The sequence below is a fragment of the Sulfitobacter sp. NFXS29 genome, from assembly GCF_040148765.1.
Taxonomy (GTDB): domain Bacteria; phylum Pseudomonadota; class Alphaproteobacteria; order Rhodobacterales; family Rhodobacteraceae; genus Sulfitobacter.
The window spans coordinates 22137-45855 of record NZ_JAGDED010000006.1 but is presented as its reverse complement, the minus strand read 5'-3'; the positions used below and the strand labels follow the sequence as shown (position 1 = coordinate 45855).

The 23719-nt window shown below is 63.1% G+C and carries 20 protein-coding genes; 8 read left to right on the top strand and 12 right to left on the bottom strand.

Annotation, left to right across the window (positions count from 1 at the left end; all coding sequences use genetic code 11):
- Positions 1 to 47 precede the first annotated feature (47 nt).
- From J3456_RS11020 to xdhA, 11 genes are all read right to left on the bottom strand, one after another.
- Complete coding sequence (locus J3456_RS11020; RefSeq protein ID WP_349580295.1) at positions 48 to 836, bottom strand: glycoside hydrolase family 25 protein; 789 nt, start codon at positions 834 to 836, stop codon at positions 48 to 50.
- On the bottom strand, positions 833 to 1486 hold the full coding sequence (locus J3456_RS11015; RefSeq protein WP_349580294.1) for a DUF938 domain-containing protein: 654 nt from the start codon (positions 1484 to 1486) through the stop codon (positions 833 to 835). Before J3456_RS11015 ends, J3456_RS11020 begins: the two co-directional genes overlap by 4 nt.
- Positions 1483 to 2421 carry an aldo/keto reductase gene (locus tag J3456_RS11010; RefSeq protein ID WP_349580293.1) on the bottom strand — a complete coding sequence of 313 codons (939 nt, stop codon included), beginning with the start codon at positions 2419 to 2421 and terminating at the stop codon, positions 1483 to 1485. The genes J3456_RS11015 and J3456_RS11010 overlap by 4 nt, the downstream gene beginning before the upstream one ends.
- Before the next feature lie 65 nt (positions 2422 to 2486).
- Positions 2487 to 3104 (bottom strand): glutathione S-transferase family protein, encoded by a 618-nt coding sequence (locus tag J3456_RS11005; RefSeq protein ID WP_349580292.1) that lies wholly within the window; start codon positions 3102 to 3104, stop codon positions 2487 to 2489.
- A 115-nt stretch (positions 3105 to 3219) separates the two neighbouring features.
- A complete protein-coding gene (locus J3456_RS11000; RefSeq protein WP_349580291.1) occupies positions 3220 to 4293 on the bottom strand; it encodes a BMP family ABC transporter substrate-binding protein in 1074 nt (357 codons plus the stop codon).
- 70 nt (positions 4294 to 4363) lie between these two features.
- Complete coding sequence (locus J3456_RS10995; RefSeq protein ID WP_349580290.1) at positions 4364 to 5284, bottom strand: ABC transporter permease; 921 nt, start codon at positions 5282 to 5284, stop codon at positions 4364 to 4366.
- Entirely contained in the window at positions 5284 to 6366 is a 1083-nt protein-coding gene (locus tag J3456_RS10990) for an ABC transporter permease (protein WP_349580289.1), read from the bottom strand. The genes J3456_RS10995 and J3456_RS10990 overlap by 1 nt, the downstream gene beginning before the upstream one ends.
- Positions 6367 to 6408: 42 nt before the next feature.
- Positions 6409 to 7926, bottom strand: coding sequence for an ABC transporter ATP-binding protein (locus J3456_RS10985; RefSeq protein WP_349580288.1), 1518 nt, complete (start codon positions 7924 to 7926; stop codon positions 6409 to 6411).
- Entirely contained in the window at positions 7923 to 8681 is a 759-nt protein-coding gene (gene xdhC, locus J3456_RS10980) for a xanthine dehydrogenase accessory protein XdhC (RefSeq protein WP_349580287.1), read from the bottom strand. The genes J3456_RS10985 and xdhC overlap by 4 nt, the downstream gene beginning before the upstream one ends.
- Positions 8678 to 11092 (bottom strand): xanthine dehydrogenase molybdopterin binding subunit, encoded by a 2415-nt coding sequence (gene xdhB / locus J3456_RS10975; protein ID WP_349580286.1) that lies wholly within the window; start codon positions 11090 to 11092, stop codon positions 8678 to 8680. The genes xdhC and xdhB overlap by 4 nt, the downstream gene beginning before the upstream one ends.
- A complete protein-coding gene (xdhA, locus tag J3456_RS10970) occupies positions 11089 to 12480 on the bottom strand; it encodes a xanthine dehydrogenase small subunit (RefSeq protein WP_349580285.1) in 1392 nt (463 codons plus the stop codon). The genes xdhB and xdhA overlap by 4 nt, the downstream gene beginning before the upstream one ends.
- Before the next feature lie 199 nt (positions 12481 to 12679).
- Between xdhA and dnaE the strand changes: the two genes are divergently transcribed.
- Both dnaE and J3456_RS10960 read left to right on the top strand, forming a co-directional pair.
- Positions 12680 to 16216, top strand: coding sequence for a DNA polymerase III subunit alpha (dnaE, locus tag J3456_RS10965; protein ID WP_349580284.1), 3537 nt, complete (start codon positions 12680 to 12682; stop codon positions 16214 to 16216).
- A 103-nt stretch (positions 16217 to 16319) separates the two neighbouring features.
- Positions 16320 to 16886, top strand: coding sequence for a hypothetical protein (locus J3456_RS10960; RefSeq protein WP_349580283.1), 567 nt, complete (start codon positions 16320 to 16322; stop codon positions 16884 to 16886).
- A 13-nt stretch (positions 16887 to 16899) separates the two neighbouring features.
- Here J3456_RS10960 and J3456_RS10955 read toward each other — a convergent pair whose 3' ends face one another.
- Positions 16900 to 17094, bottom strand: coding sequence for a SlyX family protein (locus J3456_RS10955; RefSeq protein ID WP_120352147.1), 195 nt, complete (start codon positions 17092 to 17094; stop codon positions 16900 to 16902).
- A gap of 166 nt (positions 17095 to 17260) precedes the next feature.
- Here J3456_RS10955 and hisS point away from each other — a divergent pair, with 166 nt between their 5' ends.
- The 6 genes from hisS (at position 17261) to J3456_RS10925 (ending at position 23695) form a co-directional block, all read left to right on the top strand.
- The gene (hisS, locus tag J3456_RS10950) at positions 17261 to 18757 is read left to right on the top strand and encodes a histidine--tRNA ligase (RefSeq protein ID WP_349580282.1); all 1497 of its coding nucleotides are present in this window, start codon (positions 17261 to 17263) and stop codon (positions 18755 to 18757) included.
- Positions 18757 to 19839, top strand: a complete 1083-nt coding sequence (locus J3456_RS10945) for an ATP phosphoribosyltransferase regulatory subunit (RefSeq protein ID WP_349580281.1) — start codon at positions 18757 to 18759, stop codon at positions 19837 to 19839. The genes hisS and J3456_RS10945 overlap by 1 nt, the downstream gene beginning before the upstream one ends.
- Positions 19836 to 20525, top strand: a complete 690-nt coding sequence (hisG, locus tag J3456_RS10940) for an ATP phosphoribosyltransferase (protein ID WP_349580280.1) — start codon at positions 19836 to 19838, stop codon at positions 20523 to 20525. Before J3456_RS10945 ends, hisG begins: the two co-directional genes overlap by 4 nt.
- 212 nt (positions 20526 to 20737) lie before the next feature.
- Positions 20738 to 21553 carry an ABC transporter ATP-binding protein gene (locus J3456_RS10935; RefSeq protein WP_349580279.1) on the top strand — a complete coding sequence of 272 codons (816 nt, stop codon included), beginning with the start codon at positions 20738 to 20740 and terminating at the stop codon, positions 21551 to 21553.
- A gap of 70 nt (positions 21554 to 21623) precedes the next feature.
- The gene (locus J3456_RS10930) at positions 21624 to 22628 is read left to right on the top strand and encodes a branched-chain amino acid ABC transporter permease (RefSeq protein WP_067629500.1); all 1005 of its coding nucleotides are present in this window, start codon (positions 21624 to 21626) and stop codon (positions 22626 to 22628) included.
- Positions 22625 to 23695: a branched-chain amino acid ABC transporter permease gene (locus J3456_RS10925; protein WP_067938217.1), complete on the top strand. Its 1071-nt coding sequence runs from the start codon at positions 22625 to 22627 to the stop codon at positions 23693 to 23695. Before J3456_RS10930 ends, J3456_RS10925 begins: the two co-directional genes overlap by 4 nt.
- Positions 23696 to 23719 lie beyond the last annotated feature (24 nt).

Here is a 23719-nt window from a genome sequence, read left to right as displayed (position 1 = left end):
TTCAAGAAAGGATGAAGGGAGGGGGGGATGCGTTCCCCCCTTTGGCTTTAGCGTGCGGCGCGGGCGGCGACCCAGTTTTGCCATTGGGCGCTGTTGCCGGAGAAGGCGTTGAGGTCAACGTCACCGCCGATGCCGGGGACGATGCCAGTGGCGCTGTATTGCCAGAAGCGCCAAGTTTGGCCGGGGTAGGCCTCGGCGGGGGTTTTGGCGGTGGTCCGCAGCCAGAAGTCATAGCCGTTAAAGCCAGATAGGCCGTTTTCGCGGTAGAATTTTGGTGTTGTGTAGATGATCGGGCGCTGGCCGTAGTGACGCTCTACCACGGCGAGCCAGCGGCGCATTTGGTCGCGGACTTCGGATGCAGGCGGGCGGATGTGGGCGCAGGTGGGGGAAAACGGGTTCCATTCCATGTCGAGCACCGGGGGCAGCATGCCGGGGGTGCGCGGCACGTTGCGGATGAACCAGCGGGCCTGATCCTCGGGCGAGGTGCAGAAGTAGTAGAAGTGGTAGGCGCCGCGTTTGACGGCGGCTTGGCCTGCGCCTTGCCAATGTGTGTCGAAGTTAATGTCTTTGAGGTCGCCGCCCTCGGTGGCTTTGATGAAGGCGAAGTTCACGCCGTTTCTGCGGGCGGTATTCCAGTCGATGTTGTTTTGAAAACGGGCCACGTCGATGCCGTGGACGGGATAGGATTGCGGGTTGCGACCGCTGAAATCCACCGAGTCGCTGTCGCCGAAACGCGCCGGGAAGAGCGTGCCGGGATCGGCGGGGGGCGGGGTGCTTGGGCTGCCACAGGCGGCGAGGGCAAGGAGCGACAGGAACAAGGCGCGGCGGAGGATCATGGGCTGGGCTTTCTGGCGATGAATGCGAGGTTGTTGGCGGGCATGTCCACTTTGTCGATCGGGCTCAAGCCCGCGTCGCTAAGCCAGCGGGCCATGTCGATGTTGTCTTTGTAGCCGATCATGGGATCGGCGGCGCGCAGTTCGGCGTCAAAGCGGGTGTCGCCGGGGGAGGTGGTTTGGCCGGCGCGTTTGAAGGGGCCGTAGAGGACCAGCGTGCCGCCGGGGGCGAGGGCGGCGGCGGCTTCGGTGATGAGGGTTCGCGTGGCCAGGGTTGAGATCAGGTGCAGCAGGTTGACCAGCAGGATCAGATCGAAGGGGCCATGTTCGTCCGCCCAGCCGGGCTGGGTCGCGTCGAGTGGCAGGGCCGGGGCGATATTGGGCAGGGCGGCCTCGGCCGCGTGGGCGTTGATGCTGGCGCGGCGGGCGGTGTCGATGTCGCTGGGCAGCCATGTGAGGTCCGGCAGGCGTTTGGCAAAGCCGACCACATGCTGGCCGGTGCCGCTGGCGATTTCCAGCGCGCGGCCTTTTTGTGGGGCGTGGGTTGCCAGCAGATCGCAAAGCGCGTCGAGATTGCGTGCAGCGGCGGGGGCGAAAAGACGGTCGCCGCCTGCGTCTTCGGCGACGCTGGCACTCGGGGGCAGTCGGCTCATGATTGCTCTTCCAGCCGATCGGTGGCCGGGGGCGGGGTGGGCGAGAGCGCGGCGATGGCGGCGTAGGTTTGTGGCGTCATTTGGTAGTTCAGCGCGGCCAGCGAGGGTTCGAGCTGCGCCAAAGATCGGGCGGAAATGATCGGGGTCGGCCGCGTGGGGTGCGCGGTTGCCCATGCCACGGCAAGGGTCGCCGGATGGGTGCCCAGATCGCGGGCGAGGGCGGCAAGACCGGCAGCGGCGCCGTGCATCGCTTCTTGGCCGTAGCGGGCGGCATAGCGTTCATCTTCGCTCAGCCGACCTGTGCCTCCGGTGGCATATTTCCCGGTCAGCAGCCCGCCGCCCAGGGGGGAGTAGGGCGCGACGAGAATGTCGAGGTCATGGGCCATGGGGAGGATTTCCACCTCGGCTTGGCGTTTGACGAGGTTGTACATCGGTTGGATCACCGTGATCTCTAGGCCGAAGTCGGCGGCGATATGGGCCGCTTTGACGACCTGCCATGCGGCGAAGTTGGACAGGCCAACTTGACGGATATGGCCCAGATCTTTCAACTCGGCCAGCGCGGCGAAGCTTTCGGTCAGCGGTGTGTCGGGGTCGAAACGGTGCAGGTAGAGCACGTCGAGCGTATCGAGCTGCATCCGCTGGCGCGACGTCTCGGCAGAGGCGAGGATATTGGCGCGCCCTGCGCCGCCGATATAGGCGGCTTTGGTGGCCACGATCAGGCTGTCGCGGCGGTCTTTCACGAACTGGCCCAGCAGCGTCTCGGACGCCCCGTCGGTATAGACGTGGGCCGTGTCGAAATGGGTGATCCCCGCTTCAATACAGGCGTCGAACATCGCGCGAGAGGCTGCTGCATCGGCGCGGCCGCCAAACTGCATGGTGCCGAAGGCGAGGCGGCTGGCGGGGGTGCCGTCAAGGCTGGTGAGCATCTGGTTCATGCACGATTGGTGGCATGGGCGCTGCCCGCGCGCAATGGGCTTGGCGCGGGGCAGGCGGTGGGGCGCTAGGCGTCCTGTGGCTCGCCCTTTTCTAGCGCGCGTTGGTAGGCGGGGCGGTTTTGGATCGTCTCGATGAAGCCTTTGAGGGCGGGGTAATCCGCAGCCCGGCCTTGGCGCATGGCAACCTCGGCCGGGAAGCTCAGCATGATGTCGGCTGCCGAAAGCGTATCTTGTACGAAGTGGCCGGAGGGGCGCACGAGGCTGTTCATATAGCTGTAGTGGTTGTCCAACTCTGAACTGATACGCGGTTGTAGGGGCGCGGCGGCATCGCCCAAGCGCGAGACATAGAGGTTGAGCAGGATCGGCGTCATGGCAGAGCCTTCGGCGAAATGCATCAACTCCATATGGCGCAGGAAGGCGGGCGTGTCGCGCTCGGGGATCATCTCTGGCGCAAAGCGGGTGCAGAGCAGATCGACAATGGCGGCGCTTTCGACAACCAACTGGCCGTCAATCTCGATCATCGGGGATTTGCCCAGAGGGTGCACCAGTTTCAACTCAGGCGGGGCGAGGTTGGTCTTGGCATCGCGCTGGTAGCGGATGACGTCATAGGGCTGATCCAACTCCTCCAGCAGCCAAAGGATGCGCTGTGAGCGGGAGCGGTTGAGGTGGTGCACGGTGATCATGGCAGACGCCTTTCACGAAGAGGGAAAAGCGAGCCTAGCAACCCCGGCGCGGGCCGCAATGGAAAAGGGGCGCACGGTTGCCCGCACGCCCCTGTCATCTGTCAGCCGGTTCGGCTTACTGCGGGATGGTGCCTTCGATGCCTTCGACATAGAAGTTCATGCCCGCGAGCGTGCCGTCATCGGCGGTCTCGCCTTCGGCCAGCCAAGCGGAGCCGTCTTGCTTGTTGATCGGCCCGGTGAAGGGGTGGTATTCGCCCGATGCGATCTTGTCCTTCAGCGCCAGTGCTTCTTCTTTCACATCCGCAGGCACGGCGTCAGAAATCTCGCCGATGGCGACCATGCCCGGCCCGATGCCGTCCCATGTGTCTGTCGACTCCCATGTGCCGTCCATAACCGCTTTGACGCGTTCGATGTAGTAGGGCGCCCAGTCGTCAATGATCGAGGACACGCGCGGCTTGGGGCCGTATTGCGCCATGTCAGAGGCTTGACCGAAGGTGATCACATTGCCCGCTTCCTGAGCCGCCGCTTGGGGTGCTGTGGAATCAGTGTGTTGCAGGACCACGTCAGCGCCTTGTTCGATCAGAACCTTGGCGGCGTCGGCTTCTTTGGCCGGGTCAAACCATGTGTAGGCCCAGACGATTTTGAATTGAACGTCGGGGTTCACTTTCTTGGCGTGGATATAGGCGGAGTTGATGCCGCGGATCACTTCGGGGATCGGGAAGGAGCCGATGTAGCCGATGATGTTGCTTTCGGTCATCGAGCCCGCGATGTGGCCCTGAATGGCGCGGCCTTCGTAGAAACGTGCGGAATAGGTCGAGACGTTGTCGGCGCGTTTGTAGCCGGTGGCGTGCTCAAACTTCACATCGGGGAATTTCTTGGCGACGTTGATCGTGGGGTCCATATAGCCAAAAGACGTGGTGAAGATCAGGTCCGCACCGTCGAGCGCCATCTGCGTCATCACACGCTCACTGTCGGGGCCTTCGGCAACGCTTTCGACGAAGACGGTTTCGACCTTATCGCCGAACTCTTCTTCGACGGCCAAGCGGCCTTCGTTATGCTCATAGGTCCAGCCGCCGTCGCCCACGGGGCCAACAAAGACAAAGCCGACCTTGGTCTTGTCTTGGGCAACAGCGCCCGAAGCAAGGCCGAGCGCAAGTGCCGCGCTGGTCATAAGGGTGGATAGTTTCATGAGGTTTCCCCTGTTTACGTGCCCCTTGCCGGGGCTTGATGTGCGGCCGAGACCGCGAGATGTGATGCCCCTAGTTTGAGGCGTGGAAGGTTCGGCCCAGTGAGGCCGGTGCGGCGCTTTTGTCCGCCGACAGCACCACCAGAACGATGATGGTGATGATATACGGCGACATTGCCAGATACTCTACAGGAATGGCAACGCCTGCGCCTTGCAAGTTCAACTGCAACTGAGTGATGCCGCCGAAAAGATAGGCACCCAAGAGCGCGCGCCATGGTTTCCATGAGGCGAAGACGACGAGGGCGAGGGCGATCCAGCCGATCCCGGCGGTCATGCCTTCGGTCCATTGCGGGACGCGGATCAGGCTGATGTAAGCGCCGCCCAAGCCCGCGCAGGCCCCGCCGAACAAGATTGCGGCAGTGCGGATGCGCTTGACCTTATAGCCAAGCGCATGGGCCGCATCGTGGCTTTCGCCCACGGCGCGCAGGATCAGCCCGGCGCGGGTGAATTTCAGCACCGCCCAGACGCCCGCCACCAGCGCGATGCCGAGATAGAGGATGATGTCATGTGTAAAGAGGATCGGCCCAATGACGGGAATGTCGGCGAAGGGGCCAAAGTCAATATCGCCCAGCCGGGGCGGTTTGATCCCGACGTAGCTTTGCCCGATGAGGGCAGAGAGGCCAAGGCCAAAAAGGGTCAGCGACAGGCCAGAGGCGACCTGATTGGCGAGCGCCACCTGCGTTAGGAAGGCGAAGAGCAGGCTGAGGACGGCACCGCCAACAGCAGCGGCGGCAAAGCCCAAAAGCGGCGAGCCAGTCTCGACCGCCGTGGCAAAGCCGCAGATCGCGCCGGTGATCATCATGCCTTCGACACCGAGGTTCAGCACGCCGGATTTCTCGACCACCAATTCACCTATGGCGGCAAAAATCAGCGGCGTGGCCGCGACCAGAAAGCCTGCGACGAACAAAAGCGGGTTGATTGCGGAAAGATCCATCAGGCAGCCTCCGCCGCGCCGAAGCGCAGCCGGTAATGTGTGAAAACGTCCAGCGCGAGCAGGAAGAACAGGAGCATCCCTTGGAACACTTGGATCGCTGCGGCGGGCAGCCCAAGGTTCGACTGCGCGATGTCGCCGCCGATGTAGGTCAGTGCCATCAGCCCGCCTGCGAGCAGGATGCCGATGGGATGCAAACGGCCAAGGAAGGCCACGATGATCGCGGTAAACCCGTAGCCCACGTTGAAGTCGATGGTGATTTGTCCCGAGGGTCCGGAGACTTCGAACATCCCCGCAAGACCGGCGAGCAGGCCGGAAGTGCCAAGGCAAAACAGCACCAGCCGCGCCGGGTTCACGCCGGAAAAGCGCGCTGCGCGGGGCGCTTCGCCGGTGACACGGATGGCAAAGCCCAAGCGGTGTTTCGTCAATAGAACATAGGCAAAGATCACCGCGATCAGCGCCGCGACCACGCCCCAATGCATGCCCGACCCGGCGAAGAGTTCGGCGTTATGTGCGGGCGCATATTGTTGTAGGTTGCGCGAGCCGGGAAAGCCGTAGCCTTCTGGGTTCTTCAGCAATCCCAATGACATAGAGGCGAGGAACTGTTCGGCGACATAGACCAACATCAGCGAGACGAGGATTTCATTGGTGCCGAAACGCACCTTGAGAATGGCCGGGATCATCGCCCAAAGCCATCCGCCAAAGGCACCCGCGACCACCATCAGCGGGAAGATGTACCAGCCCTCTGCGGGGTAGAACGCCAGCCCCGCAGCCGCGCCAAAGATGGCGCCCATGATGTACTGCCCCTCGGCCCCGATGTTCCAGATGCCAGCCTTGAACCCTAGGCTGAGGCCAATGGCGATCAACACCAAGGGCGCGCCTTTGATCAGCAGTTGCGGGCGGTAATAAAAGGCATATTCGCCAAAGATCGGCTGCCAGAAAATGGTCTGAAGCGCCTCAACCGGGTCTTTGCCCAGCACGGCGAACAAGAGCCCGCCAAAAACGAATGTCGCCAGCACCGCCATGATCGGCGTCGACAGGGAAAGGGCCCGACTGGGCTGCGGGCGCTTTTCAAGGCGGATCACAGATCACCCCCAATGGTCAGAGTGAAAGTTGCGGAGGCTGCGTCAAACATGCGCCACCTCCATGCCATGCGCGCCGCCCATCATCAGGCCAATCTCATCGACCGTCAGCCCCTGCGCAGGGCGCGTTGGCGACAGGCGGCCTTCGTTCAGGGCGGCGAAATTGTCGGAAATCTCCATCAGCTCATCAAGGTCTTGGCTAATGACGATCACGGCGGTCCCGCCGGAGGCGAGGTCCAAAAGCGCCTGCCGGATCGCGGCGGCGGCAGAGGCATCAACACCCCATGTCGGCTGGTTCACCACCAGCAGCTCGGGCCGTTGCAACACCTCGCGGCCAATAACGAACTTTTGCAGGTTCCCCCCCGAGAGCGAGCGCGCCGCATTGCCGGGGCCGGGGGTGCGCACGTCGAATGTTTTGATGATTTTTTCGGCAAAGCTGCGCGCCTTGCCCCAGTCAAGCATGCCACCACGCTCCAGCCCTTCGCGGGCGGCACCGGTCAGCATCGCGTTTTCAGTTAGCGACATATCCGGAACGGCGGCGTGCCCGAGCCGTTCTTCGGGCGCGGTCAACACGCCGAGAGCCCGGCGCGCGGTGGGGCCAAGAAGGCCAATATCGCGCCCGTCAAAGGTGATCATGCCCGCGCCGACCAGCGTTTCACCCGAGAGCGCGTTGAGCAATTCGTCCTGCCCATTGCCCGCAACACCACCGATGCCCAGCACCTCACCACGCCGCACCTCAACCGAGATTTCGCGCAGCGGCATGCCGAAAGCATGGGGCGACCGGGCCGACAGTTTGTTCAGCGTCAGCGTCACTTCGCCCGGCGCCTTGCTGTCGCGCGTGGGCGTTTTCAGCGCCGAGCCGACCATCATTTCAGCCATGTCGCGCGCCGAGGTCTCGCGCGGGGTGCAATGGCCAACAACCTTGCCCAAACGCAGGATCGTCGCGCTGTCGCAAAGGCTGCGGATTTCTTCGAGCTTGTGCGAGATATAAAGGATCGCGGTGCCCTCTGCGCTGAGCTTGCGCAGGGTCTTGAACAGGATTTCAACCTCTTGCGGGGTCAGAACCGATGTCGGCTCGTCCATGATCAGCAGTTTAGGTTCCTGCAGCAGGCAGCGGATGATCTCAACCCGCTGACGTTCCCCCGCCGATAGATCGCCGACGATGCGGTCCGGGGCCAGCGGCAGGCCGTAGGTGTCCGACACATCGCGGATCTGCTGGCTGAGTTCACGCATGCGCGGCGGGTTTTCCATGCCGAGCGCGATGTTTTCCGCCACGCTGAGCGCATCGAAAAGCGAGAAATGTTGAAACACCATGCCGACGCCCGCCTGTCGTGCCGCATGGGGATCGGTGGGGGCAAAGCTCTCCCCCCGCATCAGCATCTGGCCCGCGTCAGGTTTGACCAGCCCGTAGATCATTTTGACCAGCGTAGACTTGCCCGCACCATTCTCGCCCAGCAGGGCGTGAACCTCACCCGGAGCGATCCGCAGGGACACGTCATCGTTCGCGACGACGCCGGGGTAGGCCTTGGTCAACCCAGAGAGGTCAAGAAGTTTATCAGTCATGCGGAAACCTTTGTCTGGGTCCGGGCGATGAGAGCGATCAACGCACCATGTGCAATCTGGGCGGGCAGCTTGCCAAGCGATTTATCGCCAATTGGGCAGATGATGCCAGAGGGATCCAGCCCCATGTCGCGCAAGCGGCGGGAAAACCGTGACTTTTTTGTGTCAGAGCCGATCAGGCCGACAGTTTCCGCCCCGCGTTTCAGCAAAGCCGCACAGAGGGCGAGGTCGATGTCATGGGAATAGGTAAAGATCAGGTGGTGCGCGTTTTGCGGTGCATGTGCGGCAAGGCGCGGCATGTCGGCGGCAGGGGTGGCGGTGACATGGGGCGGCACGTTTTTGGGGAAACGGTCTGGCGCGCTGTCGATCCATGTGATGGCAAAAGCGTTGGCTGGGCAGGCGGCCACCACCGCGCGGCCCACATGCCCCGCACCCCAGAGCCAGAGTGGTACGTCACTGTTAAGAGCGGTGTTCAGCGCCAGCGGCGTGGGATTGTCGAGCGGTCGCGGCGCGGCGGTGTAACGCAGGCTGACCGCGCCGCCGCAGCATTGGCCAAGGCCGGGGCCGAGGGGCAGGGTTTGGCTGTCCTCGAAACGCCCTTCGGCCAGCAGGCGACGGGCATGGGCAATCGCCTGGTGCTCCAACGCGCCGCCGCCGATGGTCCCGTCTATGGTGTCGGGCGTGACCTTCATCGCCGTGCCCGCATCGCGCGGGGCTGATCCGCGCGTGGCGGTGACCTCGACGTAGATCGCGGTCATTTCCGTGCCCTTCCAACGGCGGCGAGCACGGCCTCGGCGGTGGCGGGCGCTTGCAGGTCGCCGTAGTTGTCGCCGCAGGCCGATACCGCATCCGAGAGCGCCATGAAGGCCGAGATGCCCAGCATGAAGGGCGGCTCGCCTACTGCTTTGGAGCGGTAGACTGTCTGCGCCGGGTTCGGCTGGTCCCATAGGTCGACGTTGAAGATCGGTGGCCGGTCGGAGCAGGCGGGGATCTTGTAGGTCGAGGGGGCATGGGTGCGCAGGGTGCCGGTCTCGTCCCAGACCAGTTCTTCGGTCGTAAGCCAGCCTGCGCCTTGAACGTATCCGCCCTCAATCTGACCGATGTCCAGCGCGGGGTTCAGCGAGGCGCCCGCGTCATGCAATAGGTCTGCGCGCAGGATGCGGTTCTCGCCGGTCAGCGTGTCGATCACCACCTCGGTGCAGGCCGCGCCATAGGCGAAGTAGTAGAACGGCCGCCCGCGTCCGGCGATGCGGTCCCATTCGATGTCGGGGGTTTTGTAGAAGCCGGTGGCCGACAGGCTGACGCGGTTTTCATAGGCCGAAGCGGCGGCGGCGGCGAAGGTGATCTCTTCGCCGCCGATGCGCACCATGCCGTCGGTGAATTTCACCTGATGCGGCGTCGTCTGGTAGCGTTCAGCCAGATGCTCGGCCATGCGGTCGCGGATCGTGTCGCAGGCGTTTTGAGCGGCCATGCCGTTAAGGTCAGACCCCGAAGACGCCGCCGTTGCCGAGGTGTTGGGCACTTTGGCGGTGTCTGTGGCGGTGATCTTGACCACCTCGGGCGAGACGCCAAAGCGCGACGCGGCGACTTGCGCGACCTTCTGGAACAGCCCTTGCCCCATCTCGGTGCCGCCGTGGTTCAGGTGGATTGAGCCATCCTGATAGACATGGACCAGCGCCCCGGCTTGGTTGAGGTGCGTGAGCGTGAAGGAGATGCCGAATTTCACCGGCGTGATCGCAATGCCGCGTTTCAGAAGCGGGTTTGCAGCGTTCCATTCGGCGATGGCGGCGCGGCGGGCGTTGTAGTCGGCACTCTCAACCAGTCGGTCGGTCAGTGCGTTGATGATGCAATCGGTCACCGGCTGCTGATAGGGCGTGGTCTGCACGTCCGATGGGGTTTCAGGGATCGCGGGTTTGCCTGTCGGCGCAGGGGGTGCGCCGCGAGAGGATAGATCGGCCTCTGCATCCGGTGGGGTGCGGTTGTCGATCGCGGTGCCGGTGGCCTCCACCTCGGTCGGGCGGTGGGCGTTGTCGGTGTAGTAATTCGCCCGGCGCACGGCGAGCGGGTCGAGGCCCAGTTCATGAGCGATATGGTCCATGACCCGCTCGATCCCGACCACCCCTTGTGGCCCGCCGAAACCCCGAAACGCCGTGGCGCTGGCGGTATTGGTGCGCAAGCGGTGCGAGGTGATGCGGATGTCGTGCAAATGGTAAGCGTTGTCGGCATGCAGCATGGCGCGGTCGGCCACGGGCAGGCTGAGGTCCATCGACCAGCCGCAGCGGGTGTAATGGGTCACGTCCAGCGCGGTGATGCGGCCGGTCTCGTCAAAGCCTGCGTCGTAAGCGATGCGGAAATCATGCCGCTTGCCGGTGATGATCATATCGTCATCGCGATCATAGCGCATTTTGCAGGGTTTGCCGGTCAGAGATGCGGCGACAGAACAGGCAATCGCCAGCGCGTTGCCTTGGCTTTCCTTGCCGCCGAAACCGCCGCCCATGCGCCGCGTCTCAACCCGCACGGCATGCATCGGGCGGCCAATGGCATGGGCCACCTTGTGCTGAATTTCGGTCGGGTGCTGGGTTGAGGAATGCACCAGCATGTCGCCATTGTCCTGCGGCAGGGCCATGGCGGCCTGACCTTCAAGATAGAAATGCTCCTGCCCGCCCATCTCGATCTGGCCCGAGAGGCGGCGGCTGGCCTTGGAGAGCGCGGCCTCGGCATTGCCCTTCTGGTAGATGCGGGGGCCGTCTTCGAACCGGCTGTCGGCGGCGAGCGCCTGCTCAACGGTCAAAATCAGATCACGCGGGGTGATCTGTGGCTTGCCCAGTTGCGCGGCGCGACGGGCAGCGAGATGGTTGGTAGCCACGACCAGATAGAGCGGCTGGCCCGCGAAATGGATTTCGCCCGTCGCCAAAAGCGGCTCGTCATGGTTCGACGGTGAGGTGTCGCAGTCATGGACGAGATCATCGGCGGTCAGCACTTTGACCACGCCGGGCGCAGACCGCACGGCGTCGAGGTCAAGCGCCGTCAATTCGCCCGCCGCGACGGGGCTGAGGCCAAAGGCCAGATGCAGCGTGCCGCGCGGGGTGGGGATGTCGTCGACATAGCGCGCGGCACCGGTGACATGGAGCTTTGCGGCGTCATGGGGAAGGGACTTTGCAACGCTCATGCCGAGACCTCCTGTAGGTTGGTGGCTTGACCGTTGGCGTCGTGGAAATAGCGCAGCAGCATGTTTTGCGCCGCCTCCATCCGGTAGCTGGCAGAGGCGCGCATGTCCGAAAGAGGGGTGAAATCGTCGGTGATCGCTGCCATCGCCTTGCGGATGGTGTCTTCGCTCCACGGTTGGCCGACCAGCGCCGCCTCAGCCGCAGTGGCGCGTTTCGGTGTTGCCGCCATGCCGCCAAAGGCGATGCGCGCGGTGAGGATTTCGGTCCCGTTGCCGGTGATCGAAATACAGCCGCAGACTGCAGAGATATCTTGATCAAAGCGCTTCGACAGTTTGTAGCAGCGCAGGGTGTCATGTTGGCGGGGGATGAGGATGGCTTCGACAAATTCTCCGGCCGCGCGGTTTTGTTTGCCGTAGTCGAGAAAGAAATCCTCAAGCGCTATTTCGCGTCGCGCATCACCGCGCCTCAGCTGCAGGGTCGCCCCAAGCGCAATCAGCGCGGGCGGGCCGTCCCCGATGGGCGAGCCATTGGCGATATTGCCGCCCAGCGTCGCTGCGTTGCGCACCTGCGTCGAGCCATAGCGGCGCAGCATGGTGCCTAAGCTGGGGTGCAGAGGGGCAAGCTTTGCCTCCACCTCGGTCAGCGTGGTCATCGCACCGATCCGCAGGCCGGTCTCGTCCTCGGTGATGCCGCGCAGATCGGCGCAGCGGTTGAGGAAGGCGACGGCGCCCAGATCGCGGAACCCTTTGGTGACCCAAAGACCCACGTCCGTCGCTCCGGCGATCAGCGTGGCATCGGGATTGTCGAGATACCAAGCGGCCAACGCATCACTGTTTTCGGGCTGCACATGCGGCGCGCCATCGGCTTTGGCGGGCGCCGGGATGTCTTGGGCCAGTTTGTCCTTGAGGCTGCGCAGATGGGCGGGCACCGGCGCGCCTGCGGCGGCCTCGGCCGCGCGGATAATCGGGGCGTAGCCGGTGCAGCGGCAAAGGTTGCCAGCCAGTTGCACGTCATGATCCGTCGCTCCATTAAGATGCGCCGTGGCCATCGACACCACGAAGCCCGGCGTGCAGAACCCGCATTGGCTGCCGTGATGCTCTATCATCGTCTCCTGCACTGGGTGAAGCGTGCCATCGGCGCTCGCCATGCCCTCGACCGTGGTGACGGCCTTGCCGTTCACCTGTGGCAGAAACAGGATACAGCCATTGAGCGCGCGGCTGCCGTTTTCATCGGTGATCATCACCGAGCAGGCTCCGCAGTCGCCCTCGTTACAGCCCTCCTTGGTGCCGGTCAGGCCACGCTCTTCGCGCAGCCAGTCGAGCAGGGTGGTGGTCGGGGACACGTTGGAGAGTGACACGACTTCTCCATTGAGAAGAAAAGTGATGTCCATTGGTTCTCATCCGCCGCGGTACAAAGTGGCCCATATCGTTGCGCGGGGTTCGATGCGGCGTAGAACCGGGCGCGGGCGAGGTAGAGGTCAGGCTAGCGGGACGGGGGGCGTTTTGGCAAGAAAAAATACCTTGGGCGAAAAATGCGCTGGGTGCGATCCGGTGCTGGTGCCTTTGGGGTGGGTGGCGTAAAAATGCGCCATGTCCAATGATCCCCGATTCATTCACCTGCGTAGCCATTCCGAGTATTCCTTGCTGGAGGGCGCGCTGCGGTTGAAAAAACTGCCCGGCATGTGCCGCGATGCGGGCATGCCCGCGCTGGCGCTGACCGACACCAACAACATGTTCGCCGCCCTCGAATTCTCTGTCGCCATGGCGGGCGCGGGCGTGCAGCCGATCATCGGCTGTCAGGTCGATATCGCCTATGTCGAGGTGCAGCCGGGTGAGAAACCGCGCCCGCCTGCGCCGGTGGTCCTGCTGGCGCAGAGCGAATTGGGCTATGAAAACCTGATGAAGCTGAACTCCTGCCTCTACCTCGACAAGGGGGGCGCGGTGGCCGAGGTGACGCTGGCGGAGCTTGAGGCGCTGAGCGCCGATCTCATCTGCTTGACGGGTGGCCCTATGGGGCCGGTGGGGATGCTTTTGCAAGGCGGCCAGCGCCCGGCGGCGGAGGCGTTGATGGCCCGGCTGCAGGGTGCCTTTGGCGACCGGCTTTATGTCGAGTTGCAGCGCCACCCCGAAGACGGCGGCCAGCCCGAGCCTGAGCGTCTGACAGAGCGTGGCTTTATCGAGATGGCCTATGCGATGGATATCCCGCTGGTGGCGACCAACGATGTCTATTTCCCAAAACCGGATATGTATGAGGCCCATGACGCGCTGATCTGCATCGCCGAGGGTGCCTATGTTGACCAAAGCCAGCCCCGCCGCCGCCTGACCGCGCAGCATTACTTCAAGTCGCAGGCCGAGATGGCGACGCTTTTCGCCGATCTGCCCGAAGCGCTGAGCAACACCGTCGAGATCGCCAAACGCTGCGCCTTCATGGCCTACCGCCGCGACCCGATCCTGCCGAAGTTCGCCGACGACGAGGTGGCCGAACTGCGCCGCATGGCCAACGAGGGGCTACAGGCGCGTCTGGCGGTGATCCCCCATGCGGTCAGCGTGGAGGACTACCAAAAGCGCCTCGATTTCGAGCTGGGCATCATCGAAGGCATGGGGTTCCCCGGCTACTTCCTGATCGTTGCCGACTTCATCCAATGGGCCAAGGACAATGACATTCCCGTGGGGCCGGGGCGGGGCTCGGGTGCGGGGTCACTCGTGGCCTATGCGCTGACCATCACCGACCTCGACCCCCTGCGCTATTCGCTGCTGTTCGAACGTTTCCTCAATCCCGAGCGGGTCTCCATGCCCGACTTCGACATCGACTTTTGCATGGACCGCCGCGAAGAGGTGATCCGCTACGTGCAAGAGAAATATGGCCGCGACAAGGTGGGGCAGATCATCACCTTCGGTGCGCTTTTGTCCAAGGCGGCGGTGCGCGACATCGGTCGCGTGTTGCAGATGCCCTACGGGCAGGTCGACCGGCTGTCGAAGATGATCCCGGTGGAAGGGGTGAAACCCGTCTCCATCGAAAAGGCGCTGGCGGATGAGCCACGCCTGCGCGAAGAGGCCAAGAACGAAGAGGTCGTGGACCGCTTGCTGACCTATGGCCAGCAGGTCGAAGGGCTGCTCAGGAACGCCTCGACCCACGCGGCGGGGGTGGTCATCGGTGACCGGCCGCTGGATCATCTGGTGCCGCTCTACCAAGACCCGCGCTCGGACATGCCAGCGACGCAGTTCAATATGAAATGGGTCGAACAGGCCGGTCTGGTGAAGTTCGACTTTCTGGGCCTGAAGACCCTGACCGTCATCCAGAACGCGCTCGATCAGATCAAGGCGGGCGGGCGGCATCTGCATATCGCCGCGGACGGGCGCCAGATCTATGAGCCGCCAGAGGGCCACGTTGATGACGTGGCCACGATCCCGCTCGATGATAAAGCGACTTACAAGCTCTATTCTAGCGCCAAGACGGTCGCGGTCTTTCAGGTGGAATCCAGCGGCATGATGGATGCGCTCAAGCGTATGAAGCCGACCTGTATCGAAGACATCGTGGCGCTCGTGGCGCTTTACCGTCCCGGCCCGATGGAGAACATTCCGGTCTATTGCGAGGTCAAGAATGGCCAGCGCGAGCTAGAATCCGTGCACCCGTCGATCGACTACATCCTTGAAGAGACCCAAGGCATTATCGTTTACCAAGAACAGGTGATGCAGATCGCGCAGGTCATGGCGGGCTACTCGCTTGGCGGCGCGGACCTGTTGCGCCGTGCGATGGGTAAGAAAATCGCCGAGGAAATGGCCAAGGAACGCCCCAAGTTCGAAAAGGGTGCGATGGCCAATGGGGTCGATAAAAAGAAGGCGGCAGAGGTTTTCGACCTTCTGGAAAAATTCGCCAACTACGGTTTCAACAAATCCCACGCCGCGGCCTATGCGGTGGTCAGCTACCAAACGGCTTGGCTGAAAGCGAACCACCCGGTCGAGTTCATGGCCGGGGTGATGAACTGCGACATCCACCTGACCGACAAGCTGGCGGTGTACTTCGAGGAAGTGCGCAAACGGCTGGAACTGCCGTGGGTGCCGCCCTGTGTGAACCGCTCGGATGCGACCTTCAAAGTGGTCGATGGTGCGCTGGTCTATGCGCTTGGCGCGCTGAAGAACGTCGGGCTTGAGGCGATGCGGCTGGTGACCGAGGGGCGCAAGGTCGACGGCGTCGATAAGCCCTTTGCCACGCTCTTTGACCTCGCCCGTCGGGTGGACCTCAAGCGCGTGGGCAAGCGCCCACTTGAGATGCTGGTGCGCTCGGGCGCCTTCGATCAGCTCGACAGCAACCGGCGGCGGGTGTTTCAATCGCTCGACGGGCTGGTCAGCTATTCGGCGGCGATCCATGAGCAGAAGGCCAGCAGTCAGGTGTCGCTCTTTGGTGAGGCGGGCGATGATCTGCCTGAACCGCGGATGCTGCCCTGCGACGACTGGCAATCGGCGGAGCGGTTGGCCGAAGAATTCAAGGCGGTGGGCTTTTATCTTTCGGGCCATCCGCTTGATGACTACATGCCGCCGCTGAAACGCAAATGGGCGCGCGAGGCGGGCTTGCCCTTCCTCACGCTGGACGAATTGAACGAAAAGGTCAGCACCCGCGGCGCGATGAACGCGCGGCTGGCGGGCGTGGTCGCCGGACGGCAAGAGCGCAAGTCGGCGCGGGGCAATCGCTTTGCCTTTGCGCAGCTTTCGGACACCACAGGCGGCTACGAGGTGACGATCTTCTCTGACGTGCTGGAGGCGTCGCGCGATCATCTGGAGGTCGGCTCCAAGGTCGTCGTCACCGTCGAGGCCACGATGGAAAGCGACCAGTTGAAGCTTTTGGCACGCGGCATCGGCCCGATCGACGCGGCGGTTGCGGATGCGGGCAGCATGGGGCTGCGCGTTTTCATCGATGGGCCGGGGGCCATTCAATCGGTGGCCGATGTGCTCGACGGCGCGCGCCAAGCGGTCAAAGCGGCGGGGAAGGGCCCGGTGCAGTTCTGCCTAATGGACCCAAGCCTGCCCGGCGAGGTCGAGGTTGATCTGGGGCGCGAGTTCCCGGTGACACCGCAGATCAAGGGCGCGATCCGTTCGCTTGACGGGGTGATGGAGGTCGAGGAAATCTGACCTCGCCCCTCGCCCCTCTGCGCAGGCCCGCCCTTTTTCCGCCCGTCAGTGGACGGCAAGCGGTGGTTGCGCTAACTGCCTGACAAGCAACGGGGAGCACAGCATGAAACGACGCATCGGCCTTTTGATCATGGCGGCGCTTCCCTCGGCCTGCGGCATGGCGCCCTCCGCGCCGGCGCCTCAGGTTGCAGAGATCGGCTTTGGCACCGCCTTGCCTTTTGGGGAGGTCGCCCGCGTCTGTGATGTGCAAGAGCAGGATTTGGGCAAGATGGTCGAAGAACCTGCGGCGCGGGGCTATCGGCTGTTCGATTCGCAACCCGGCAGCGCGGGGGCGCGCAGTTTCTATATCACCGGTTTTGCGGATGATTGCGCGCGCCAGTTGACGGCGGCCAATGTCTTGTTCGGCACACCCTCGGTCTATGAGCAGTTGCACTATGGCCCGGGTGGGGAAAACCTGCCCATCGCTGAGACCGACGCAGCCTATGAGGCGATCAAGGGCAGTGTCTGTGGCGTGGGCAAGGGCAAACCCTGCGGCAAGCGGATTGGTACGCTCGACAAAACGGTGTTTTTCGTCAACGCCTATGAGCGTTTGGGCCAGACCGCACGTTGGTCTGAGGTGTTGGTGCATGACGGGGCGGTGGCCGCCGTGGCAATGAAATCAGCGAATTGAGCGAAACTGCGGCTCAGTAATGCGGGGGCCGTTCATCGCCCATGACGACCGCACCGCCGCCTGAGGCATCCCGTTCCCCCTCGCGCTGCATCAACATATGCACGCGGCGGTTCAGGGTGACGATCTCATCCTCCTGACGGGTGACGATCTCTGACATATCGTCGACCGCGCGGGTCAGATGGGCGATCTGCTCTTCGAGGCGGCTGATATGGTCTGCCGTTTGGTCTGGGGTCTGTTCTGTCATGACGCGCATCCTTTTTGCGCGATCTAGCACGGTCGCGCGGCGCGGGACAGGGGCGGGATGCCGCGTTGCTTGCTCTTGCGGGGGGCTTGGGCTAGACGCGAGGCCAATTGATGCACCGAGGATCCTTGCCATGGCAAAGCCCAAGAAAACCCCCCGTCCCAAGGCGCAAACCCCCAAGGGGTTCCGCGATTATTTCGGGACCGAGGTGACCCATCGGGCCGAGATGCTCAGCAAGATCGCCGCCGTCTATCACCGCTATGGTTTTGACGCGCTCGAAAGCTCGGGCGTGGAGACGGTTGAGGCGCTTGGCAAATTTCTCCCCGATGTGGACCGCCCGAACGAAGGCGTTTTCGCGTGGCAGGAAGATTCCGAAGGCGACAAGCCCGGTGATTGGTTGGCGCTGCGCTATGATCTGACAGCGCCCTTGGCGCGGGTCTATGCCCAGCACCGCAACGATCTGCCGATGCCCTACCGCCGCTATGCGATGGGGCCGGTCTGGCGCAATGAAAAGCCGGGACCGGGGCGGTTTCGTCAGTTTTATCAGTGCGATGCGGATACCGTGGGTGCGCCTTCGGTGGCGGCAGACGCCGAGATCTGCGCGATGCTGGCCGATTGTCTGGAAGAAGTGGGGATCGCACGCGGCGACTATGTCGTGCGGGTTAATAACCGCAAGGTGCTGAATGGGGTGCTGGAAGTTGCGGGCCTTGCCGGAGACGACAAAGACACCGAACGCGGCATCGTGCTGCGGGCCATCGACAAGTTGGACCGGCTGGGGCCAGAGGGCGTGCGGGCCCTGCTGGGCGAAGGCCGCAAAGACGACAGCGGCGATTTCACCAAAGGCGCCGGGTTGGAAGACGCGCAGGCCGATGTGGTCATGGGCTTCATGCAGGCCAAACGCGATACAGGTGCCGAGACGGTGGCGCGGCTGCGTGAGTTGGTCGCGGGCTCCGATGTCGGTGTGCAGGGCGTGGATGAACTTGAACTGATCTCTGACCTTTTGGCAGCGGGTGGCTATGGCCCTGACCGGGTTGAGATTGATCCTTCGGTCGTACGCGGCCTCGGCTACTACACCGGGCCGGTGTTCGAGGCCGAACTGACCTTTGAGATCAAAGACGAAAAAGGCCGCGCGCGGAACTTTGGCTCGGTCGCGGGCGGCGGGCGCTATGACGGGCTAGTGAAGCGTTTCACGGGGCAGGAAGTGCCTGCGACGGGCGTCTCTATTGGCGTTGACCGGCTGCTGGCCGCTTTAGCTATGCGGGCCGAACGAAGAATGGTACCTGAAGGCCCCGTCGTCGTCACCGTGATGGACCGCGACCGCATGGCCGATTATCAGGCGATGGTCGCCGAGTTGCGGCAGGCGGGCATCCGGGCAGAGGTGTATCTGGGCAACCCCAAGAACTTCGGCAACCAGATGAAATACGCCGACAAGCGGCAAAGCCCGGTTGTGGTCATCGAAGGCGGTGACGAGAAAGACCGCGGCGTGGTGCAGATCAAGGACATGGTGCTGGGCGCGCAGCTTGCGCAAGAGGCGAGCCATGATGAGTGGAAAGAGCGCAAGAACCAATATGAAGTGCCCCGCGCTGATCTGATCAAAGCGGTCCGCGATATTCTGGATCGGACAAGCTGATGCCCACACGTTCCGAAACGCTGGCGCGGGCCGCGTCGCTACGCGCGATTTTCGACGCGCAGGGCGCTGTGCTCGTCGAGCCGCCGATCCTGCAACCTGCCGACACGCTGCTGGACCTCTACGGCGAGGATATCCGCGCGCGCGCCTATGTCACCTCGGACGCGCTGCGCGGAGAGCAGATGCTGCGCCCCGACTTCACCGTGCCCGTGGTGCAGATGCATATGGCCCATGGGGCCGAGCCTGCGCGCTATACCTATTCGGGAGAGGTCTTTCGGCGACAAGAGCATGACCCGAACCGGGCCAACGAATATATCCAAGTTGGCTTTGAGGTCTTTGATCGCGCCGACCCTGCGGCGGCAGATGCCGAAGTCTTCGCCCTGATCGCCGAGGCGATGCAGGGGCTGCCGGTGCGCCCGGTGACGGGGGATATTGGCGTGTTGATGGCGGCGGTTCAGGGGCTTGATACCTCGCCCGCGCGCAAACAGGCATTGATGCGTCACATCTGGCGCCCGCGCCGCTTTCGCGCGCTGCTGGACCGCTACGCGGGGCGCACCCCTGTGCCTGCCGGACGCAAAGCGTTGCTGGCCAAGGCAGAGGCGGTCTGCGATGCCCCCAAGGTCGGTCTGCGGTCGCAGGCAGAGATCGAAGCGCGTGTTGCGGCGCTGCGCGAGGATGCCAAGACCGCTCCGATTTCCGCCCAGCAAGTCGATCTGTTTGAGGCGCTGCTAGAGATCAAAGAAACCCTGCCCAACGCGCTCAGCCGCCTGCGTGATCTGGCCGTCGACATGCCCGCCATCGGCGATGCAGTGGCCCGCGTTGCCGCCCGTGCCGAAGCGATGCGCGCGCGCGGGATCGACACCGATGCGCTGCTGTTCGAGGCCAGCCACGGGCGGTCTTCGATGGAATATTACGACGGTTTCGTTTTTGCGTTTAAGGCCGAGGCGCGCCCCGATCTGCCCAGCATCGCCTCTGGCGGGCGCTATGACGCGCTGACCCGGCGGTTGGGGCAGGGCGATGAAATCCCGGCGGTGGGCGGTGTGATGCGCCCCGGTCTGATGCTGGAACTGGAGGCCGGGCAATGACGCTGAAACTTGGTGTGCCGTCCAAAGGGCGGCTGATGGAAAAGACCTTTGAATGGTTCGGCGCGCGCGGCGTGAGCTTGCAACGCACCGGCTCCGACCGCGAATATGCGGGCAAGGTTGAGGGGATCGAGGATGTCTCTCTGGTCCTGCTCTCAGCCGGAGAAATCCCCCGCGAACTGTCGGCGGGGCGCATCCACCTTGGCGTGACCGGCACCGATCTGGTGCAAGAGAAGCTGGCGCTTTGGGATCAGCTGGTCGAGCCGCTGGAGGAATTGAACTTTGGCCATGCCGACCTGATCATCGCGGTGCCGCAGGCTTGGGTCGATGTCGATACGCTGGATGATCTGGATGCCGCCGCTGCGGCCTTCCGTGCTGAACATGGCTTCCGCCTGCGCATCGCTACGAAATACCACCGGTTGGTGCGGGAGTTCCTGCGCACCCACGGTGTGGCCGATTACGCGCTGGTCGACAGCCAAGGCGCGACCGAGGGCACGGTGCTGAATGAAACCGCCGAGGCGATTGCCGATATCACCTCCAGCGGCGAGACGCTGCGCGCCAATCACCTCAAGATCCTCAGTGACGGTTTGATCCTGCAATCGCAGGCCACACTCTGGCGCTCGCGCATGGCGCCCCTAGAGGATCACAGCCGCAAAGCGCTGAAATCCCTGATCGCGCAATTGACCTGACGTAGCGTCACGGCCACGGGTTTTTCCCTTCCCTTCCATAGCATTGCACCTTCCGAGTCGCTCCGGCTCGGGGGCGCTTTGCCGCGCGCCTTATCAAGAGACTTGCGAGATGTCGCGCTTCGGATAGGGTGAAAGTGTCAACAGGCCGATACCACAAGCTCCGCCAAAAAGGGGCAGGGATCGGGACATAGGGAGGATCCGTCAATGATCGGATGTCACGCGCCCCTTGCGAGGGGCCGCAGCCGTCGCCGCATGGGAGTGGGCGATTGCTGAAGATTGAGGATTTGCATCTGTCCTTTGGCGGCATCAAGGCGCTGCAGGGGGTGAATTTCGAAGCCGGGGCCGGAGAGATCACCGGTGTCATTGGCCCCAACGGCGCGGGCAAGACCTCGCTTTTCAATGCGATATCAGGGTTTTACAAGCCCGACCGGGGGCGTGTGTCTTTTGACGGGCAGGATATCACCACGCTCAGCCCCGACAGGCGCGCAGGGCTGGGGCTGGCGCGGACCTTCCAGAATATCGCGCTGTTTCGCGGGATGACCGTGCTCGACAACATCAAGCTGGGCGGCCACACGCGGCTCAAGACCAACGTTTGGCAAGCGCTGCGCTATTTCGGCGCGGCGCAGAAGGCCGAGTTGGAGCTGCGCCGCGAGATCGAAGAGCAGGTCATCGATTTCCTTGAGATCGACCACATCCGCAAATACCCGATCACCATGCTGCCTTATGGTCTGCAAAAGCGGGTTGAAGTGGGCCGCGCGCTGGCGATGCGGCCGAAGGTCTTGCTGCTGGATGAGCCGGTGGCGGGCATGAATCGCGAAGAAACAGCGGATATGGCGCGTTTTATCCTCGACGTGCAGGAGCAGTTCGGCACCACGATCCTACTGGTCGAACATGACATGCATATGGTGATGGATATCTGCTCGCGCATCGTGGTGCTGAACTTCGGTCAGCAGATCGCCAGTGGCACGCCAGAAGAGGTTTCCAAAGACCCGGCAGTGATCGAAGCCTATCTGGGGGCAGCGGCATGACGATTTCTTTCAAAGAAATCGGGCCGGAATTTTTTGAAAATTCCGGAGTCCGGCACGGGGAGGCGTTCTAATGGGGCAGTTTGTTCAATTTGCGATCAACGGGCTGATGGCGGGGGCGATTTATGCGCTGATCGCCGTCGGGATCGTCAGCGTTTACAAGGCCACAAAGGTGGTCAACTTCGCCCACGGCTACCTGATCATGTTCGGGGCCTATTTCTATTTCACCTTTGCGGTGATTGTGCCGGGACAGCCTTGGGCGCCTGCATGGCTGGCCTCGTGGCAACCGGGCTGGATGGTCGAGATGCGGGGCGAATTGCCGATGTTCTCGCCCGTGGCGGCGGTGCTGGACTGGGTGGCGAACCTGCCGCGCATCCTGTTGGGGTTGGCGGGGGCGCTGGTCTGCAACGCCATTCTGGGCCGGATCATTGAGCGGGTGTTGATGCGCCCGCTGATGGGGCAATCGATTTTTGCGATGATCATGGTCACGGTGGGGCTGATTTCGATCCTGTCGGGGGCGGCGCAGTTGATCTGGACGGCGGATGCGGCAAGCGTGCCCTACATCGCGCCCAACATGCCGATCCGGTTTGAGTTGTTCGGCACGATGATCTTCCTCTTTGGCACTGATCTGGTGAACATGGTCGTGGCTCTGCTGCTTTTCGGTGGCATCGTCGCCTTCGTGAAGTTCACCAAGGGCGGCATCGCCATCCGCGCCACCGCCGAGGACCAGTCGACCGCCTATTCCATGGGTATTTCAGTGCCCAAGGTCTTCTCCCGCGCTTGGGTGCTGGCCAGCACCACCGGGGCCATAGCGGGGGCAATCCTCGCCACTCGCAACGGCATTTCGCCGAGCCTTGGCCTGTTTGGTTTTTCGGTGCTGGCGATCGTTCTGATGGGCGGGCTCGACAGCTATGTCGGCGTGCTGATCGCGGCGATGGTCGTTGGCGTGCTTGAGGCGATGACCCAGTGGCAGATGGGCGGCGGCTGGGCCGAGATCGTGCCCTACGTCACCGTGCTGGTGGTGCTGATCTGGCGCCCGCACGGCCTGATGGGGCAGAAAGAGGTCGAGCGGATATGATCAACGCAAATCTCAAATCCAGCTATGCCGCCGATGAGCGGGTGCTGAACAACCGCTACAAACAGGCCTTCGTTTACGGATCGATCCTTGCGCTGGCGCTTTTCACCCTGTTCGGCAACGACTACCTGATCCTGATCGCCAGCCAGATGGGCATCCTGCTGATCGCTGTGGTGGGGATCAACATCCTGACTGGCTATACCGGGCTGGTCTCGCTGGGCCATGGCGCCTTCGTCGCCATCGGTGCCTATGCGGTGACGATCTTCGGTAACCTCGGCGCCGGGGTGATCCCGGCGGGGTTGATGCCCTTTGTTTCTGTCCCGCTTGCCGTGGCGCTGGCGGCGGCGGTCGGCGTGTTGGTCGGCCTGCCGAGCTTGCGGGTGAAGGGGCTCTACCTCGCCGTGGCGACGCTTGCGGCGAATTTCATCGTGATCTTTTTGATCGAAGAAGACCTCTTTGCCCCCTGGACTGGCGGCATGGTGGGGATCAACACCAATGTGCCCAATCTGCTGGGCTGGGAGCTGGATACAAAGCGCGAGATGTTCGGCCTGATCGCGGCGGTGGGGTTGGTGTCGCTGCTGGCGGCGCAGAACCTGATCCGCACCCGTGTGGGCCGGGCCTTCATCGCCATTCGCGACCGCGACTATTCCGCCGAGATCCTCGGCATCTCGCTTTTGCGCTACAAGTTGATGAGCTTTGCCCTCTCGGCTGCGTATTGTGGCCTAGCGGGGGCGCTTTTCGCCTATTTCTACGCCCGCATCCTGCCCGAACAGTTCGAACTGGCGCTGTCGCTGAACCTTGTGGCGGCGCTGATCATCGGTGGCATGGGGCGCACGATGGGGCCGGTTTTCGGGGTCATCATCGTGGTGATGGTGCCCGAACTTATCAAAGTGCTCTTTGGCGCGCTGGCCGGTGACAGCGCCGGCGCGGGGCAATTGCGCGCGCCCTTGCAGCAGATCGCCTTTGGCGTGCTGCTGGTGTTGTTCCTGCTCAAGGAACCCTTGGGCATCAACCAGATCGTCGACCGTATCCTGCGCGCCGCAAACCGTTGGCCGTTTGCGCGCGGGTAAGAATTCACAAGGCCACACCAGGGA